The 16,086-nt window shown below is 61.6% G+C and carries 17 protein-coding genes and 1 pseudogene; 14 read left to right on the plus strand and 4 right to left on the minus strand.

Annotated elements, in window-relative coordinates; all coding sequences use genetic code 11:
- The 3 genes and pseudogenes from ASD28_RS31645 to ASD28_RS30870 all read left to right on the plus strand — a co-directional run.
- Nucleotides 1–103, plus strand: a pseudogene (locus ASD28_RS31645) (IS481 family transposase); the annotation flags it as partial.
- Between the two features lie 143 nt (nucleotides 104–246).
- Complete coding sequence (locus tag ASD28_RS05575; RefSeq protein WP_056125209.1) at nucleotides 247–1,227, plus strand: hypothetical protein; 981 nt, start codon at nucleotides 247–249, stop codon at nucleotides 1,225–1,227.
- A gap of 32 nt (nucleotides 1,228–1,259) precedes the next feature.
- The gene (locus ASD28_RS30870; RefSeq protein WP_082577479.1) at nucleotides 1,260–1,523 is read left to right on the plus strand and encodes a PAAR domain-containing protein; all 264 of its coding nucleotides are present in this window, start codon (nucleotides 1,260–1,262) and stop codon (nucleotides 1,521–1,523) included.
- Nucleotides 1,524–1,594: 71 nt separating this feature from the next.
- Here the strand turns inward: ASD28_RS30870 and ASD28_RS05580 are convergent, their stop codons facing one another.
- The 4 genes from ASD28_RS05580 to ASD28_RS05595 are packed head-to-tail and all read right to left on the minus strand — an operon-like array spanning nucleotide 1,595 to nucleotide 6,316.
- On the minus strand, nucleotides 1,595–2,845 hold the full coding sequence (locus ASD28_RS05580) for an ArgE/DapE family deacylase (protein WP_056125211.1): 1,251 nt from the start codon (nucleotides 2,843–2,845) through the stop codon (nucleotides 1,595–1,597).
- 1 nt (nucleotide 2,846) lies between these two features.
- On the minus strand, nucleotides 2,847–4,619 hold the full coding sequence (gene uraD, locus ASD28_RS05585) for a 2-oxo-4-hydroxy-4-carboxy-5-ureidoimidazoline decarboxylase (RefSeq protein WP_056125212.1): 1,773 nt from the start codon (nucleotides 4,617–4,619) through the stop codon (nucleotides 2,847–2,849).
- 5 nt (nucleotides 4,620–4,624) lie between these two features.
- Nucleotides 4,625–5,569, minus strand: coding sequence for an allantoinase PuuE (gene puuE, locus ASD28_RS05590; RefSeq protein ID WP_056125215.1), 945 nt, complete (start codon nucleotides 5,567–5,569; stop codon nucleotides 4,625–4,627).
- A gap of 15 nt (nucleotides 5,570–5,584) precedes the next feature.
- Nucleotides 5,585–6,316 carry a GntR family transcriptional regulator gene (locus ASD28_RS05595; RefSeq protein WP_082577480.1) on the minus strand — a complete coding sequence of 244 codons (732 nt, stop codon included), beginning with the start codon at nucleotides 6,314–6,316 and terminating at the stop codon, nucleotides 5,585–5,587.
- Nucleotides 6,317–6,432: 116 nt separating this feature from the next.
- Between ASD28_RS05595 and uraH the strand changes: the two genes are divergently transcribed.
- The 11 genes from uraH (at nucleotide 6,433) to ASD28_RS31655 (ending at nucleotide 16,027) form a co-directional block, all read left to right on the plus strand.
- Nucleotides 6,433–6,792: a hydroxyisourate hydrolase gene (gene uraH / locus ASD28_RS05600; protein WP_056125219.1), complete on the plus strand. Its 360-nt coding sequence runs from the start codon at nucleotides 6,433–6,435 to the stop codon at nucleotides 6,790–6,792.
- A gap of 204 nt (nucleotides 6,793–6,996) precedes the next feature.
- Nucleotides 6,997–8,241, plus strand: a complete 1,245-nt coding sequence (locus ASD28_RS05605; protein ID WP_056125222.1) for a urate hydroxylase PuuD — start codon at nucleotides 6,997–6,999, stop codon at nucleotides 8,239–8,241.
- A 215-nt stretch (nucleotides 8,242–8,456) separates the two neighbouring features.
- Nucleotides 8,457–9,986 (plus strand): nucleobase:cation symporter-2 family protein, encoded by a 1,530-nt coding sequence (locus ASD28_RS05610; RefSeq protein WP_082577481.1) that lies wholly within the window; start codon nucleotides 8,457–8,459, stop codon nucleotides 9,984–9,986.
- On the plus strand, nucleotides 9,983–10,825 hold the full coding sequence (locus ASD28_RS05615; RefSeq protein ID WP_056125225.1) for a hypothetical protein: 843 nt from the start codon (nucleotides 9,983–9,985) through the stop codon (nucleotides 10,823–10,825). Before ASD28_RS05610 ends, ASD28_RS05615 begins: the two co-directional genes overlap by 4 nt.
- 223 nt (nucleotides 10,826–11,048) lie before the next feature.
- The gene (locus ASD28_RS05620) at nucleotides 11,049–11,720 is read left to right on the plus strand and encodes a site-specific integrase (protein WP_082577482.1); all 672 of its coding nucleotides are present in this window, start codon (nucleotides 11,049–11,051) and stop codon (nucleotides 11,718–11,720) included.
- Between the two features lie 192 nt (nucleotides 11,721–11,912).
- Nucleotides 11,913–12,302 (plus strand): hypothetical protein, encoded by a 390-nt coding sequence (locus ASD28_RS31650; protein ID WP_156403897.1) that lies wholly within the window; start codon nucleotides 11,913–11,915, stop codon nucleotides 12,300–12,302.
- A 350-nt stretch (nucleotides 12,303–12,652) separates the two neighbouring features.
- Entirely contained in the window at nucleotides 12,653–13,126 is a 474-nt protein-coding gene (locus ASD28_RS05625) for a hypothetical protein (protein WP_056125228.1), read from the plus strand.
- Nucleotides 13,127–13,225: 99 nt separating this feature from the next.
- On the plus strand, nucleotides 13,226–13,588 hold the full coding sequence (locus ASD28_RS05630) for a hypothetical protein (RefSeq protein WP_056125230.1): 363 nt from the start codon (nucleotides 13,226–13,228) through the stop codon (nucleotides 13,586–13,588).
- Between the two features lie 276 nt (nucleotides 13,589–13,864).
- Nucleotides 13,865–15,031, plus strand: a complete 1,167-nt coding sequence (locus ASD28_RS05635) for a helix-turn-helix domain-containing protein (RefSeq protein WP_056125233.1) — start codon at nucleotides 13,865–13,867, stop codon at nucleotides 15,029–15,031.
- A 200-nt stretch (nucleotides 15,032–15,231) separates the two neighbouring features.
- A complete protein-coding gene (locus ASD28_RS30875) occupies nucleotides 15,232–15,582 on the plus strand; it encodes a helix-turn-helix transcriptional regulator (RefSeq protein WP_162252920.1) in 351 nt (116 codons plus the stop codon).
- 91 nt (nucleotides 15,583–15,673) lie between these two features.
- Entirely contained in the window at nucleotides 15,674–16,027 is a 354-nt protein-coding gene (locus ASD28_RS31655) for a hypothetical protein (RefSeq protein ID WP_156403898.1), read from the plus strand.
- Nucleotides 16,028–16,086 lie beyond the last annotated feature (59 nt).

A 16,086-nucleotide genomic window follows, 5' to 3' on the forward strand; every position in this document is an offset into this window, starting at 1 on the left:
ACTTGACGCCAAAACGCCCGTCCTGGCACTCAAGGAATGGCAGAAGAAGCGGCCGGAACTATTCATCAAACGCGTCTACGATCAAACGGGACTCGACAGCTAAGAGCCAGAGTTGTTGATCCGCACATCAAGGGGCCGATAAGTACTGGATGGGGCGCAACAGACTACACAGAGCAGGAAGCGCAAAAGATCTTGCTGACCGTACCGGCAACACAATGAACACTACAATCAAGAAAGGAAGGATATATGCGGAACCTTCACCTGGAAGCTGCCATATGGAATTTGTTTATCTCGGTCGACTTTTTTGAGGAAGCCGCACGCGAATGCGAACGAACAATGGATTGGTTTGGCGCTCTCGCCCTCACGCGACATGTTTCCAATTTTGGCAGAAATAACCAGATTCACGACAGGCTCAAAGAAAAGGCGAGTGAATTCAGGCGTGGTGCTGAATTGGCCAGGCTCGGCGATTATCAGCTGATCTGGCAGGTCTCGCAGAGTGTCAGCGGCGATGCACGCGGGTTCATGGAGCAACCGTTGCATAGCTGGATGACGCCAGCCGAGTATCGCGAGTTCGGCGATGTAAGATTGAGCCGAATGTTCGCGTACGCCGACCAGATTACAAATGCGCTCAATAACGCCTTTATAGCCGCGGAAGATTTTGTTGATCCTGATCCGGATTGTCCGGAATCTAATGACGACGATGAGGGTTTTCCTGGTGGCAGTATCGTCGAAATATACACCGAAAAAATAAACCAATATAAGGAGCCGCTATTTTGGAACTTGCCAACCCCTCTACCGGAATACATCATCGACAAGTCTGTCGCGTGCCGGACGGGCGACGAAGTGCCTTGGACAGGCGTCTGGTATCCCGATACCGGGCTGGAGGGGCACAGCCTCACGTTTGCGATCAAAGGCATGCCCATGCAGCCCGCATTCCGGGTTGTAAAGACGATCGAAGAACTCGAACGCGAAAATGACGGAGGTGTTTTTGGTAGCCCGATAACCGTTGCCGTCGCCACGACATGGCACCCTGTCCTTCCGTCCGGGCGTACGCTTGACCCGGAGGCGGAACTGCGCGCCAAAGCAGGGGACCCGTGTCCAAAAGCCGGCATCTGGCAGCCGATGGAGCCCGGTGCGTCCGATCGGCGATATGAGGCCGGTGAGATGATGGGAAGCCTTGGCACACCCTATGGCTACACGGTCTGGCGCTGGAAGTCGGAGCGATAACTGGCCCGACCTGATCTGCGGAAGGGGGAGACATGAAGGGCGTCATTCGACTGGGCGACGCGACAAGCCATGGCGGCAAAGTGATCGCCGCCACCGGCACCTCCACTGTGCATGGCATCGCCGTGGCACGACAGGGCGATGCGTGCGTATGTCCGATCCCCGGCCACACCGGGTGCGTGATCGCGGAAGGCGACCCGTTGGTTACGATCGATGGCGTCCCGGTCGCTTTCGGCGGACATAAAACGTCCTGTGGCGCCGCGCTGGTCTCGTCGGTGCCAACCTCGGGCAGATCCTGATCGGCCCGCAAGGCCGATACCAACGAAAACGGGCGCCGAAGCGCCCGCAACCACGAGGGCGGAGGAAGTCCTTAATCGAGCAGGTCGAACAGCGTACGCGCAACGACCTTGGTCGCGCGGCGCAGGTCTTCCAGGTCGATGTGCTCGTCGGCGCGCTTGGCGTTGCTCTCGCCGACCGTGCGCGGACCGCAGCCGTACAGCACGGCCGGGACGCCCGCTTCGCCGAACAGGCGCGCGTCCGTGTACAGCGGCGTGCCGGCCGCGCCGATCTCTTCGCCGAACACGCTGGTGGCATGGCGCGACAGCGCGTCGACCAGCGGCCGGTTGCCTTCCAGCGGCTGCAGCGCGTTCGCCAGCAGCATGCGCTTGATCTCGACGGTGATGCCCTGGCAGTCGGCGACGGCGTCCTGGATCACCTTGCGGATCGTCGCTTCGACGTCAAGCGGGTTCTCTTCCGGGATCATGCGGCGGTCGAGCTTCAGCACGACCTTGCCCGGCACGACGTTCGTGTTGGTGCCGCCTTCGATCAGGCCCACGTTCAGGTAAGGGTGGTTGATGCCCTTGACCTGGCTCTTCACCTTTTTATATTGCGTGTTCTGGTCGTACAGCGCGACGAGGATGCGGGTCGCGGCCTGCAGCGCGTCGACGCCCGTTTCCGGGACGGCCGCGTGGCCCATCTTGCCGTTGACCGTCACTTCCATCTGCAGGCAGCCGTTGTGCGCGGTGACGACCTGGTAGCTGAAGCCCGCGGCGATCAGGAGGTCGGGCTTGACGAGGCCTTGCTGCAACAGCCAGCCCGGGCCCAGTTCGCCACCGAATTCCTCGTCGTACGTGAAGTACAGTTCGACACCGCCCTTCAGCGGGGCGCCCAGTGCTTCCAGGGCGCGGGTCGCGAACGTGAAGGTGGCGAAATCGCATTTGCTGACGGCGGACGCGCGGCCGAACAGCTGGCCGTCGACGACTTCGCCGCCGTACGGATCATGCGTCCAGCCTTCGCCCGGCGGCACCACATCGCCGTGGGCGTTCATCGCGACGGTGCGGCCGGCGCCGTACTTGCGGCGCACGATCAGGTTCGTGATCGTCTCCAGGCCGGCCGCCTTGACGGTCGGCGCCGGGACCGAATGCTTCTCGGCCTCGAAGCCGAATGCCTTCAGCAGGTCGGCGGCGCGCTCGGCGTGCGGCGCATTGTTGCCCGGCGGGGTGTCGGTCGGCACGCGCACGAGTTCCTGCAGGAAGCGCACTTCCTCGTCGAAGTGGGCGTCGATCCAGGCATCCAGCGCTTCGTAGGGCGCGGCGGTGTTGTTGTTGGCGGTCGTGGTCATGTCAGAATTCCGTGGAGAGTTGGTCGAGAAGGGCCTGGAAGGCCTTGACGCACAGGTCGGCGTCGTCGTTGGTGATGGATTCGAGCGGGTTGTGGCTGATGCCGGCGTTCAGCCCGCGCAGGAACAGCATGGCCTGCGGCAGGATGTCGTGGATCTTCATCGCGTCGTGGCCGGCGCCGCTGGGCATGCGGAACACCGGCAGGCCGAGCGTCCCGACGGCGCGTTCCCAGCGCTGGCGCCATTCGGTCGCGCATGGCGCGGCGGCGGCGCGCATCGTTTCTTCCAGCGAGAACTGCAGGCCGCGGCGGGCGCAGATCGCGGCCAGTTCGGCCTGGATGTCGGCGGCCGCGGCATCGCGCACTTCATTGGTCGTGGCGCGCACGTCCAGCGAGAAGCGGCAGCGTCCCGGCACGACGTTGATCGAGCCGTTCGGCACCTCCAGCATGCCGACGGTGGCGACGAGATCCGGCACGGCGCCGCCGCGCTTCTCGGCGAACAGCACCAGCTCGGCCGCGGCGGCTGCCGCGTCGCGGCGCATCGTCATCGGCGTGGTGCCCGCGTGGCTGGCGACGCCGACGATCTCGCCGACGAATCGCACGCTGCCGTTGATCGAGGTGACGACGCCCAGCGGCAGGTCGAGGTCATTCAGCACCGGACCCTGCTCGATGTGCGTCTCGACGAAGCCGAGATACCTGGACGGATCGCGCTTCAACGCCGCGATGTCGTCCACGTTCAGCCCAGCGTGCGCAATCGCGTCGCGCATCGTGACGCCGTCCGCATCCTTCTGGTCGAGCCAGTTGGTGTCGAAACCGCCGCACAGCGCACCCGACCCGAGGAACACGGCCTTGTAACGCTGGCCTTCCTCTTCCGCGAAGCCGACCACTTCAATGCTGTACGACAGGCGCTTGCCCTGGCGGTGCAGTTCGCGCACGCAGGCCATCGGCACGAGGATGCCCAGGCGGCCGTCGTACTTGCCGCCGTTGCGCACGGTGTCGTAGTGCGAGCCGGTCAGCAGGCGTTGCGCGGCCGGATCGGCGCTATGATAGATGCCGACCACGTTGCCGACGGCGTCGATCGTGACGTCGTCGAAGCCGCAGTCTTCGCGCATCCATGCCGCGAGCTGCGCGGCGGCCGCGCGGTGGGCGTCGGTCAGATAGGTCACGCACAGCTCTCCGCGCTCGGCGTAACCGGGTTCGCTGTGGGCGGCCAGCTGTTCATGCCAGTCCCACACGAGGTTGCCCAGGACCGGATGCTGGTCGAACTTGTCGTCCAGGCGGATCTCTGCGATGCGGTGGATGTTGCGCAGCGCTTCCGCGAATTCGAAGTCCGGGCCATTGGCCAGGCGGCGCGCGAACGTGGCGATGATCTCCGCCTTTGGCAGGCCCAGGCCGCGCGGGCCGCGCACCGCCAGGATGAACGGGAAGCCGAATTTGGCGTTGTAGTCGGCGTTGAGCTTCTGGATCGTCGCGAATTCCTCCGGCGTGCAATTCGTCAGGCCGGCCTTGTTCTGTTCATTCGTCGATTCGGCCGTCAGCGTCTTGCTGACCATCGCCTTGCCGGCGAGCTCCGGGTGGGCGCGGATCAGGCCCAGTTGCTCTTCACGCGACGCGTCGCGCACGGCTTCGACGAGGCCGCGCTTCAGCTGCGCCAGCGTGGCGAACGGGCGCTTGGCCCAGGCGCGCGCGGCGATCCACGGCGAGTGTTCGTAGACGCCGTCCAGCAGGGCGGTGAAGCCCGCTTCATCGGCGGCGTTGAGTGTCTCCAGGGTTAACATTGTTCTTACTCCCACGCGAATGCGGTGTCGGGGTTGTAGGGATGCACGCTCTTCCAGTGGCGCGCGATGTCGATGCGGCGCGTGACCCACACGCGGTCGTGCTGTTCGATATAGTCGAGGAAGCGCTGCAGCGCGCGGAAGCGTCCCGGACGGCCCAGCAGGCGGCAGTGCATGCCGATGCTGAGAATCGAGGGGCGCTCGCCGCCTTCCTGGTAGTGCACGTCGAACGCGTCGCGCAGGTAGGCGAGGAACGGGTCGCCGTGCGAAAAACCTTGCGGCAGGGCGAAGCGCATGTCGTTCGTGTCCAGCGTGTACGGCACGACCAGTTGCGGGGCCTGCGTGCCGTCGGTCTTGCGGACCTTCAGCCAGAACGGCAGGTCGTCGCCGTAATAGTCGCTGTCGTATTCGAAGCCGCCGTAGTCGGCGACGAGGCGGCGCGTGTTGGGGCTGTCGCGGCCCGTGTACCAGCCCAGTGCCCGTTCGCCCGTCAGGCGTTCGATGGCTTCCATGCCGCGCGCCATGTCCGCGCGTTCCGTCGCTTCGTCGACGTTCTGGTAGCTGATCCAGCGGTGGCCGTGGCACGCGATCTCGTGGCCCAGTTCCTTGAACGCGGCCGTCACGTCCGGCGAGCGTTCCAGCGCCATGCCGACGCCGAAGATTGTCAGCGGCAGCCCGCGCTTCTCGAATTCGCGCAGGATGCGCCAGACGCCCACCCGCGAGCCGTATTCGTAGATGCTTTCCATCGACAGGTGGCGGGCCGGGAACGAGGCCGGGTTGAACATCTCGGACAGGAATTGCTCGCTGCCGGCGTCGCCGTGCAGCACGCTGTTCTCGCCGCCTTCCTCATAGTTCAGGACGAACTGCACGGCGACACGGGCGCGGCCCGGCCAGTCGGCGTACGGTTGCTCGCGGCCATAGCCGGCGAGGTCACGTGGATAGTGCTGGGTCATGATGGTGTCTCTGATTCAATGGTGGAGGATGTCGGCCAGGTCCACGCGCTGCGGATCGAGGTGCAGGTTGTGCTGGACGTTGGCCAGGTGCTTGGAGACGAGGCGCACGGCCGCCTTGACGTCGCGCTTTTCGAAGGCGTCGACGATGGCCACGTGCTCGTCGAGGGATTCTTCCGCCGACTGCGACGACTGGCGCATCAGCGCGATCAGCGAGGAGCGCGTCAGGAGTTCTGAGAGCATCTGCACGAGCACCTGGTTGCCGAGCATCTGCGCCAGCACGAGGTGGAAATCGCCCAGCAGGCGCGTGCGGCCCGGGACTTCCGCATTGTTGACGGCGGCGCGTTCCAGTTCCAGGTGTTCGCGCAGCTGTTTGACCTGCGCGTCGGTGATCGTCGCGCACAGCTGCTTCGTGACGGCCGTCTCGAGGATCGCGCGCACTTCGAACACGTCGTTCGCTTCCTCGGCCGTCGGGGTGGCGACGAACGCGCCGCGGGCCGGCTCCAGCACGACGAGGCGGTCGCGCGACAACTGGTTGAACGCCTGGCGCACGACGGTGCGCGACACCTTGAAGATGTCGCCGATCTTCTGTTCGGACAGTTTGGTGCCCGGCATCAGGCGGCGTTCGGCGATCGCGGTGGTGATGGAATCCACGATGCGCTGGGTGGCGCTGCCGGACGGCGCGCTCGCGGGCGTATCATGGTCCGCAGTCAAGGGGACGATCTTCAGGGGTTGGCGGGCTCGGTTCATGGTCGCTCGGAACAATAAGTGATTGACATCGTGTTTGAAGTGTATACACTTTTCAAAAAAAAGAAAACAGAAAGTGTATGCAATTTTTTACGTCAATCAACAAGAAAGGAAATCAGATGGGACACCTCAGCACCCACGTGCTCGATACGATGAACGGCTGCCCGGCGGTCGGCATGCGCGTCACCCTCGAAGCGCTCGACCATGACGGCAGCGCGCGCACGATCAAGACGCTCACCCTCAATGACGACGGCCGCAACGACGGCGGTCCGCTGCTGAATGCGGAGACGATGGCGGTCGGCCGCTACCGCCTCACGTTCAGTGTGGCGGCGTACTTCCGCGAGAAGGGCGTGAACCTGCCCGAACCGGCCTTCCTCGACGTGGTGCCGCTCGAATTCGGCATCGCCGACGCGGCCGGCCACTACCACGTGCCGCTGCTGGTCAGCCCATGGTCGTATTCCACGTATCGTGGCTCGTAAGCACGGCGCGTTGTTTTTCTCATAAAGTCATACCCTTTTTCAAAAAGATCGTATACAGTTGTTGTGTCGCCGCGGAGCGCATCGGCAGCAGGGCCCAGCCCCTCGCCGGTGGTTGCGATGATTTGCCCCTCACAGAGCCCGCTGTGGTGATGGGACAGCCTGGTGTGTTGCTTGCGCCATGCTTCCTTTGTTTTTGAGGCTCTCATGGAAACCTATCTGCTCGACTGGGTGAATCTGCTGTTGCGCTGGACCCACGTCATTACCGCGATCGCCTGGATCGGCGCATCGTTCTACTTCGTCTTTCTCGATAACTCCCTGACCAAGCCGACGTCGCCCGACCTCGTCCAAAAAGGCGTCGACGGCGAACTGTGGGCCGTGCACGGCGGCGGTTTCTACCATCCGCAGAAATACCTCGTCGCCCCCAAATCCATGCCCGAGGGCCTGCACTGGTTCTATTGGGAGAGCTACGCCACGTGGCTGTCCGGTTTCGGCCTGTTCACCGTCCTGTATCTGTTCAACGCCGGCACCTTCATGGTCGACAAGCAGGTGCACGACTGGACGGCCGGCGCCGCCGTCGGCACCGCGCTGGGCTTCCTCGTCGCGTTCTGGCTCGTGTACGACACGATCTGCCGCACGTTCGGCCGCAGGAAGAACGGCGACGCCATCGTCGGCGCGATCATCTTCGCGTTCGTCGTGTTCGCCGCCTGGCTCGCGTGCCAGCTGTACGCCGGCCGTGCCGCCTTCCTGCTGGTCGGCGCCATGCTGGCCACGTCGATGAGCGCCAACGTGTTCTTCTGGATCATCCCCGGCCAGCGCAAGGTCGTCGCGCAGCTGAAGGCCGGCCAGCCGGTGGACCCGATCTACGGCTGGCGCGCCAAGCAGCGCAGCGTCCACAACACGTATTTCACGCTGCCGGTGCTGTTCGCGATGCTGTCCAACCACTACGGCTGGCTGTACTCGGGTGAGAACAACTGGGTCGTGCTGGTCCTCATGATGCTGACCGGCGCCCTGATCCGCCAGAGCTTCGTCGCCCGCCACAAGGCGCTGGTGCACGGCAAGCGCGTGCCGTGGGAATTCGCCGGCTTCGGCGTGGCCGCCATGCTGGGTCTCGTCGTCTTCCTGACCCCGAAGCCCGAGGCGGACCTGCCGGTGATCGCGTCCGCCGCGCCCGTGAACAGTGCCGCAGCCGCCGGCGCCACCGCGCAGAACGTCAGCTTCGACCAGGTGAAAGGCGTCGTCGCCCAGCGCTGCGCGATGTGCCACTCGGCCGCCATGGCCAGCAAGGGCATCTCGTTCGATTCGCCCGATTCGATCAAGCGCCACGCCCAGCAGATGTACCAGCAGGCCGTCGTGACCAAGCAGATGCCGCTGAATAACGCCACCCAGATCACGCCGGATGAGCGCAATCTCATCAAGCGCTGGTACGAAGAGGGCGCCCCGACCAACTAACCCGTTGTACCCTGTCCGGCGGCCCTCCACAGCGGGCCGGCGGACACGCTCGCGCGCCCGGCCCAGATGGCCGGCGCGTGGCGGGCGGCATGCTTCTTTTGGTTTCGAACGCAGTCCAGCAGTTCATAAAAAACTAAAGGGCCTCGGAGAACCGTCGCAGGACGGCAGGGCAACGCGCAGCAGGTTATCCGAGGTCCCACTACAGGAGACAAAGCATGACCCAGCCGTCCCGCCATCCGGTGGACGAACGGCTGCCGCTCGCGCGCCTCGGTGCGCTCGGGTTGCAGCACGTCCTCGTCATGTACGCCGGCGCCATCGCCGTCCCCCTCATCGTGGGACGCGCACTCAAACTTCCGCCCGAACAGGTCAGCATGCTGATCTCGGCCGACCTGTTCTGCTGCGGGATCGTGACACTCATTCAATCCCTTGGCCTGACATCCTGGTTCGGCATCCGCCTGCCCGTGATGATGGGCGTGACCTTCGCGGCCGTCGGTCCGATGGTCGCCATCGCGAATGCGGTCCCCGGCGTCGACGGGGCGCGTGCGATCTTCGGTGCCGGCATCGGTGCCGGTGCCGTGGCGCTGCTGCTCGCGCCCCTGATGAGCCGCTTGCTGAGGTTCTTCCCGCCGGTCGTCACGGGCACCATCATCCTGATCATCGGCGTGACCCTGATGCGCGTCGGCGTGGGCTGGGCGATGGGCGGTCCGGAAAGCACGGCGCAGAGCGTCGATACCGTGAAACTGGCGGCGATGGTCGATGCGGCGCGCGCCAGCGCCGCGCAGGCCGCGGCCGCGCTGCCGCCGGGTGCGGAAGCGCCGGCGCTGAAGCTCGCCGGCCCCGTGCCGATGACGTCGAACCCGAACTACGGCGCGCTGGACCACCTGGGCATCGCGGCCTTCGTGCTGGCCGTCGTGCTGTGCCTCGTGCGGTTCTGCCGCGGCTTCCTGGCCAATATCTCCGTCCTGCTGGGCATCGTGGCCGGCTGCGTCGTCACGTTCGCGCTGGGCGAGATGAACTTCGACAAGGTGGGCAAGGCCGCCTGGTTCCAGCTCGTGACGCCGCTGGCGTTCGGCACGCCCACGTTCGACCTGGTCATGATCGTCACGTTCGCCGTCGTCATGATCGTCGTGATGATCGAGTCGGCCGGCATGTTCCTCGCGCTGTCCGAACTGACAGGCAAGGATCTCGACCGGAAACAGCTCGCCGCCGGCCTGCGCACGGACGGCCTGGGCACGCTGATCGGCGGCCTGCTGAACACCTTCCCGCACACGAGTTTTTCGCAGAACGTGGGACTCGTCGCCGTCACGGGCGTCAAGAGCCGCTGGGTGTGCGTGGCGGGCGGCATCATCATGATCGTGCTGGGCATGCTGCCGAAAATGGCGGCCCTGGTCGAAGCGATTCCCCAGTTCGTGCTGGGCGGCGCGGGTCTCGTCATGTTCGGCATGGTGGCCGCGGCGGGCATCCGCATCCTGACGCGCGTGGACTTCCGGAGCAACCGCTACAACCTGTATATTGTCGCCCTGTCGATCGGCTTCGGCCTGATCCCATTGGTGGCACCGCGCTGGGCCCAACAGATGGCCCACAGCCTGCATCCGTTGCTGGAGTCGGGCATCCTGCTGACCGCCGTCGCCGCGGTCGCGCTGAACCTCTTCTTCAACGGTACCCGCGACATCCCGGCCGAGAACCACGGAGACGCTGGCGCCACCAACAACCACCCACCTATCGCCCAAGGGAGCAAAGCATGAAAAAAACCGTCCTGACCATGGCGCTGTGCGCATGCGCGGCAACGTCCGTCCAGGCCGCGGAATGGAGCGACACGTCGATCGGCTACCGCACCGGCGGCCGCTTCCGCGAGCCGTTCAACGCCAGTGAAATCCACAAGGACATCATCGACATCAACCACGTGAGCGGTTATGCCTACGGCACGAACTTCTTCAACCTGGATGTCCTGTTGTCGAACAAGACCGATCCGTCGGCGCCGGGCGCGAAGTCGGGCGCGCAGGAGTTCTACCTCGTGTACCGCAACACGATCTCGCTGGGCAAGGTGAGCGGCAAGGAATTCGCCTACGGCCCCGTGAGCGACGTCGGCCTGACCTTGGGCTTCGACGCCAACACGAAGGACGATGCCGGCTACAACTCGAAGAAGCGCATGCTGGTCGTCGGCCCGACTCTGGCCTTCAAGGTTCCGGGCCTGCTGAACGTGGGTATCTACGGCCTGTGGGAGAGCAACGCGCCGAACAATGAATTCACGCAGACCAGCGTCTCGCGCTACCGCTACGACACGCACCCGATGCTGGGTGCCGTGTGGGCGTTCCCGATCGGGGCGTCGGGCTGGTCGTGGGAAGGCTTCGCGAACTGGATCGCGGCTAAGGGCAAGGACGAATTCGGCAACCAGACGGCGCCGGAAACGAACATCGACATGCAGCTGCTGTACGACCTGGGCCCGCTGCTGGGCGCCAAGCCGAAGACCTTCCGCGCCGGCTTCGCCTATCAATACTGGCACAACAAGTTCGGCAACGACAGCAAGCGCGTGCCGGGCGCCTCGGCGAGCACGCCAATGGTCAAGGCGGAGTACCACTTCTGATTTCCGAGTAGGACGGGACGGCACGGCGGTGCCGGCCCGTCGTTGCCACCGGCGCGCTTGCCTTCGGGCGGCGCGCCGTTTTTTATTGCGGATGCCGTTTGTAGGGGAACGGCCAGATGGACTTTTCCGAGGATCACCGGAAACATGCCTTGGTATGCTCGAAAAAGAGCTTTAACAGTTCTCCTCAGAATTCATTTCTAACTCATCTTATTCAGAGGTTCGCATGGTCCAAGCCACCACCCTCCAGCCGGGGCAAATTCGTCACCTTCTCCGCGTTACAGCGGCCACGAGCAGGCATCCAGAGCGAGTCTGCTTGGTCTTGTGGCTGGGGCTAACGGCCGGTATGCGTGTGACCGAGATCGCGCAGATCGAAGTTCAAGACGTGCTTTTCCCGTCGGGCGCCCGCCGTGACGAAGTCAGCCTTCGTGCGGCGATTACGAAAGGATGCCGGCAGCGCTGCATCTACCTGAGCTACGCGAAGACAATTGAGATGCTTGAACGATACCTGAACTTTCGGATAGCGCGGCGCCTGCGTACGACTGTTGACCCTGCCCGCTATCGAGGCCTGGAGCCCGAGAGCAAGCTAATCCTAATGCACAAGGGATATAAGTTCCACCTCAACACCAAGAAGCGCATGGACTGTGCCGGCGAACAGGTCGATTACCTAGCCTGCGATAGCTTGCAATCTCATGTCACGAAGCTGTACCGCGATGCCGGCATTCGGAGCGGATCGTCGCACAGCGGTCGCCGTCCGATGGCATCGCGACTGATTCAGCAAGGAGCGGACGTAGAAACTGTCCAGCTTCTATTAGGGCATGCCGAGCTAGCTCATGTGCGACCGTACCTTGAAGTATCGTCGAAGAAGCTCGAGGAGATGTTCGCCGCATTGCCTTGACGTGATCGGCGACTACGCAACACAAGAATGCAGCGAGCATCGCCTCGTTTCGCTACAAATTTTAGAGTGAATTTTGCTAAGTTTTGTAGACTACGGTATTGATGGGATATAAAATTGCAAAAACGAAATCTTTGTTGCGCATAGCTTGGGCGAATCCGAATAGCGACGTGGGTCAATGAGGCAGGAAATTTTATGGAAAGAAGCAGCAAACTTGGGTTTAGCTTGATCGCAAACGGTGTCGATGAAGCGCTACCGCTTCTGTACAGAATCACCGTCGCCCCGACAGCAGGTGCTGACCCGGTCACGATCTACGTCGGACAGACCAAGAACGGGTCAAAGCGCCCGTTTGAGCGATATGACGCCAATGTCCGAAATATGCTCGACGGGAAGCGACCACTGAATGGCAAAAGCTTTCGTCCAGTCCACCACGACCTTAAAGCTGCGCATCACGTGGGGCATAAAATCTGCGTTGAGCTGATCAGGAACGTTGATCTTACGATGGAAGATATTTTGGGCGCTGAGCGGAGCTTCAAGGGCGGTATGGGGTCGAGCCGGTCGGAAGGACTGAACGTAGGATGTTGAACGACGACGGCGCAAGCTCGTAGCTGGCCTGGCATATAGGAAAGGCGCTAGATATCGGCCTCGTCGTTGAGTGCCTTGAAGTGAGTAGTGCATACGCATATGAAGCCCAAACTAACGGTCCGCAATCGCAAAGCCAGCACGCTTTCTAGGCTGAGGAAACGACTGAAACGATCAGTTTGATGGCACTGGACTGGCTGGATGGGTTTTTTCGCGCGGAGCTGGATGGCATGCAGAGTTCGGTGATCTAGATCCTCGAGACGGATTCTGTATGCCGTCCGGATGGCCCTGCTATCCATTTGATGGGTACGACGCGATCAAGTCGGCCTTGACTACATGAGAAGGATAAGACAATGAAGACTTCGGGCGTGAAAGCCATGGTTCGGGAAGTGCTCGCGACCCTTCAGGCGCCCTACACAGAGCATGTGATCGATGACGTATTCCACGCGATAGAAACGAACCCCAAGTTCCTTTCTCTATACCACATTCTGTGCCATGACCTGGGAAAAAATGTAGTGAACAACTGGTGCGGTCAGTGGGTTGCTCATGCGCTCGGCAAAATCGGAGAAGTGCAAGTGCAAAGCCGGCGCAGTACTTTGATAGGCTCATATTCCCTGCTGGACACTGACGCAGCCACGATTGCCCGCAAGCCAAACGAGCATGAATCGCGTCAACTGATGTGGGACTACTATCAAGCCCACAAGGCTAGCCTGCCTGCCGATATCCGTTCGCACCGGAACGACATTGTCGAATTGCTCATAGCCGGCAGTAGCGTGCAAGACGCGTTTGCGGCTGTCATGCACTCAGATTTATCCAGCGCTAATTGATCTCGGAAAAAAACCAAGCAGCACCGAAGCCCGCCACGAGCGGGCTGAGACGTCGAGAGGACAACGAGTTGTTGTCCGCATATCAAATGGAGCGGTCCAATGAAATTCCCTGTTGTGTACGATGTATTGATGCGCGTCGAGATCGAGGCTCGGGACACTGCTGAGGCGCTGAGCATCATCGCCGACGACATATCGGAGCTTGGGATCAAGAAAGCGGTGAAGAGCGGTTTCGAAATCATTCGGGATGATAATGCGCACCCTCCGAAGGACATGCACTCTCGAAACGTCAACGGATTTGCCGTTTTTACGTCAGCACAAAAGCATGAACTTGTGGCGAGGATCGCGATCGCTCTGGAGGCAGCGGGCCAGGGGGACAGAGCACCTGGTGTTCAGCTGCTTGAGAGTCTTAAAGCGCAGTTCGCGTATCTTGATAACCGTGAGCTGGAAGGCGTTCGGGTATAGATCGGAAAACGCCATGCAGCTGGCCTTGGGCCAAGCCATGCTGATCTACCAGCGCGCGATCGACAGCAGGGGCGACGCCGGCGAAGGCTCGACCTAGTGGGAGGAAGTGCGTGGCGAGTTGGAGGCGGTGATCGCGGCGCCGAACACGGCGGCGGCGGCCGCGCTGATCGCTTGGTGGCATCATGTCTGGAAGGACGTAGGCGACACGCCGGCACGCGCCGCTAGTCGCAATCGACGGCACGCAGGGAGCGTGCTCGGCAAGTAAAGGAAAACAGAGTGATCCCGAAACCGATAGAACAAGTTACCAGAGACGACATCATTCGTCTCATCGATAACGGCGTATCGGAAGGCAGGACTATCGAGTATAAGCGCGAAGTGCCAGGCGCGAGCGATGGCGATAAAGTCAAGTTCCTCAAGGCCGTCTCTGGCATGGCCAACACCGATGGCGGCGACCTCATTTATGGCATCGACGCCAAGGACGGCATTCCTCTGGCGGCGCCTGGGTTCTCGATGTCCCAAGCTGATCAGGTCAAGTTGCGCATGGAAGGGATATTACAGACATCTGTAGAGCCGCGTGTCCCTTCCGTGGTTCTGCACACGGTACCGATGGACGCCGAGAGCTGCGTACTGGTCGTGCGCACACGTCGCAGCTGGCTGGCGCCGCATCGAATCTCAGTCGGTAACCATGTCCAGTTCTATGGTAGGAATTCGGCCTCGACGTATCCTATGGATGTTACCCAACTGCGTGAAGCATTCTTGGTATCGGATCAGCATGCGGATCGCGTCCGGGGGTTCGTTGTTGATCGGCTGCTGCGCATCGAGCAGGGACGAGCGCCGGTAACCTTGGAGCCGGGGGCGAAGATGGTGCTCCATGTGCTGCCGATTGCAAGCCTTTCGCCGCGCGCCCAGCACCAGTTAGAGGTGCCCAAACTTGAGCGAACAAGTTTTCCAATATTCGGCGACGGCTCTCGCTCGAGCAAGGCCAATTTAGAGGGCTTTGTCGTATGCGATACGCGCCGTGGCGATTGCCAGTGCTATACGCAGGTGTTCCGATCCGGTGCCGCCGAGACCGTCGCGGTATTCGGCCAATTCACCACCGGGGAACATGCTCTCGCTGGCGGCCGTATTGAATACCTCGTGAATCAGTTGTTGCCGAATCTTGTCCGGCAATTGCATGGGCGCGGGGTGCCGGGGCCGTACGTGGTCTCCCTTTCGTTTGTGGATGTCGCTGGCTGCGAAATGCAAACGAACACCTCTTTCAGCCATCGCGAAAAATACCGCTACCCGGAGACAATGATGACGCTCCCTGACGTGTTGCTGGAAACGCCAGAGGCATTCCAAAGCTGGACTATCATGCGACCAATCTTCGATGTCATGTGGAATGCGTTTGAATACGACGGAAGCCCAAATTACGACAGCGACGGTAACTGGCACGTACGTTAAATCTAACGCGGAAAACGACATGGCTCAGCACGATCCGCAGGCTTGCGAAAAGATGCCGTACACCGCGTATTACAGCAACCGTAACTGGTCTTGCCAGTTTCGTTGCCCGGAGTGCGGTAGTGTCCGGCGCCAAAATTTGAACTTTCTTGGGCGTTGTGAAATGCTGTGCGACGGATCGAAGATCGCGGCGGCGCTGCGAGGTGACTGAAAGCGGTAAAGAATTGGATACGTTTGCCGATAGATTCAGGCATGCTCGCCAACGGTCGGGCCTCACTTTAGTGAAGATTGCCGAGCACATCGGTGTTAGTACGCAGGCCGTATGGAACTATGAAAATCGACCTGATGGCGGTCTCTCTGTCGAAGTCTTGTTCCCTCTTGCTGACCTGCTGGCAGTAGAACCTCGATGGCTGGCGACCGGCGACGGTCTAATGTTCGACAGCGAGACATCGTCTGCCGAAGCACAGCGAGTTCAGAAAGTGGCCAAGAGCTTGGCTGTTCTAACCGATGAAAAGTTGCGCGCCTTATCGGTCCTTCTTGGGATCAAACTTTAAGCGGAAAAAACTTGGTGCCGTAAGGTGCCCCGACACGGCCGGAAGCCGATCTAAGAGAATAGAAATAATGTGCTTGCGGCTCCTGAGAAGTATGTTCCCGCTGCTCATTGCACTGGTTCCCCCAGAAGCCTGTGCTCAATCAGAAGAACAGTGTCTCGGTGTTGGAAAATTTGCCGAGGCTGCAGCAGATTTGTTGCGCATCGGCCAGCCGGAAGAGCGAGTCTTAGCGGACGTGCTCGAAGCGAGTTCGTCTACCTCGAAACGTCCGAAAGCACGGCAGAAGATGCTCGATGAGCGCGACGTTGCTGTTGTCAATTGGGTTTACACCGTCCGTCCAAGCCCGCAAGATGCGCGAGCGATTGTCTACGCTAAGTGCATGTCGGGAGGCCTTGGGTACCTTGATACGGCTAAATACAAAGCGGCCAGTACGAGCAAACAAAAGTAACGGGAGAACTCGTGAACACAATGGCTCCCACCTTCCTGATCTTATCGGTTTTCGTGTCT

Source organism: Massilia sp. Root133 (genome assembly GCF_001426525.1).
GTDB lineage: Bacteria > Pseudomonadota > Gammaproteobacteria > Burkholderiales > Burkholderiaceae_D > Telluria > Telluria orientalis.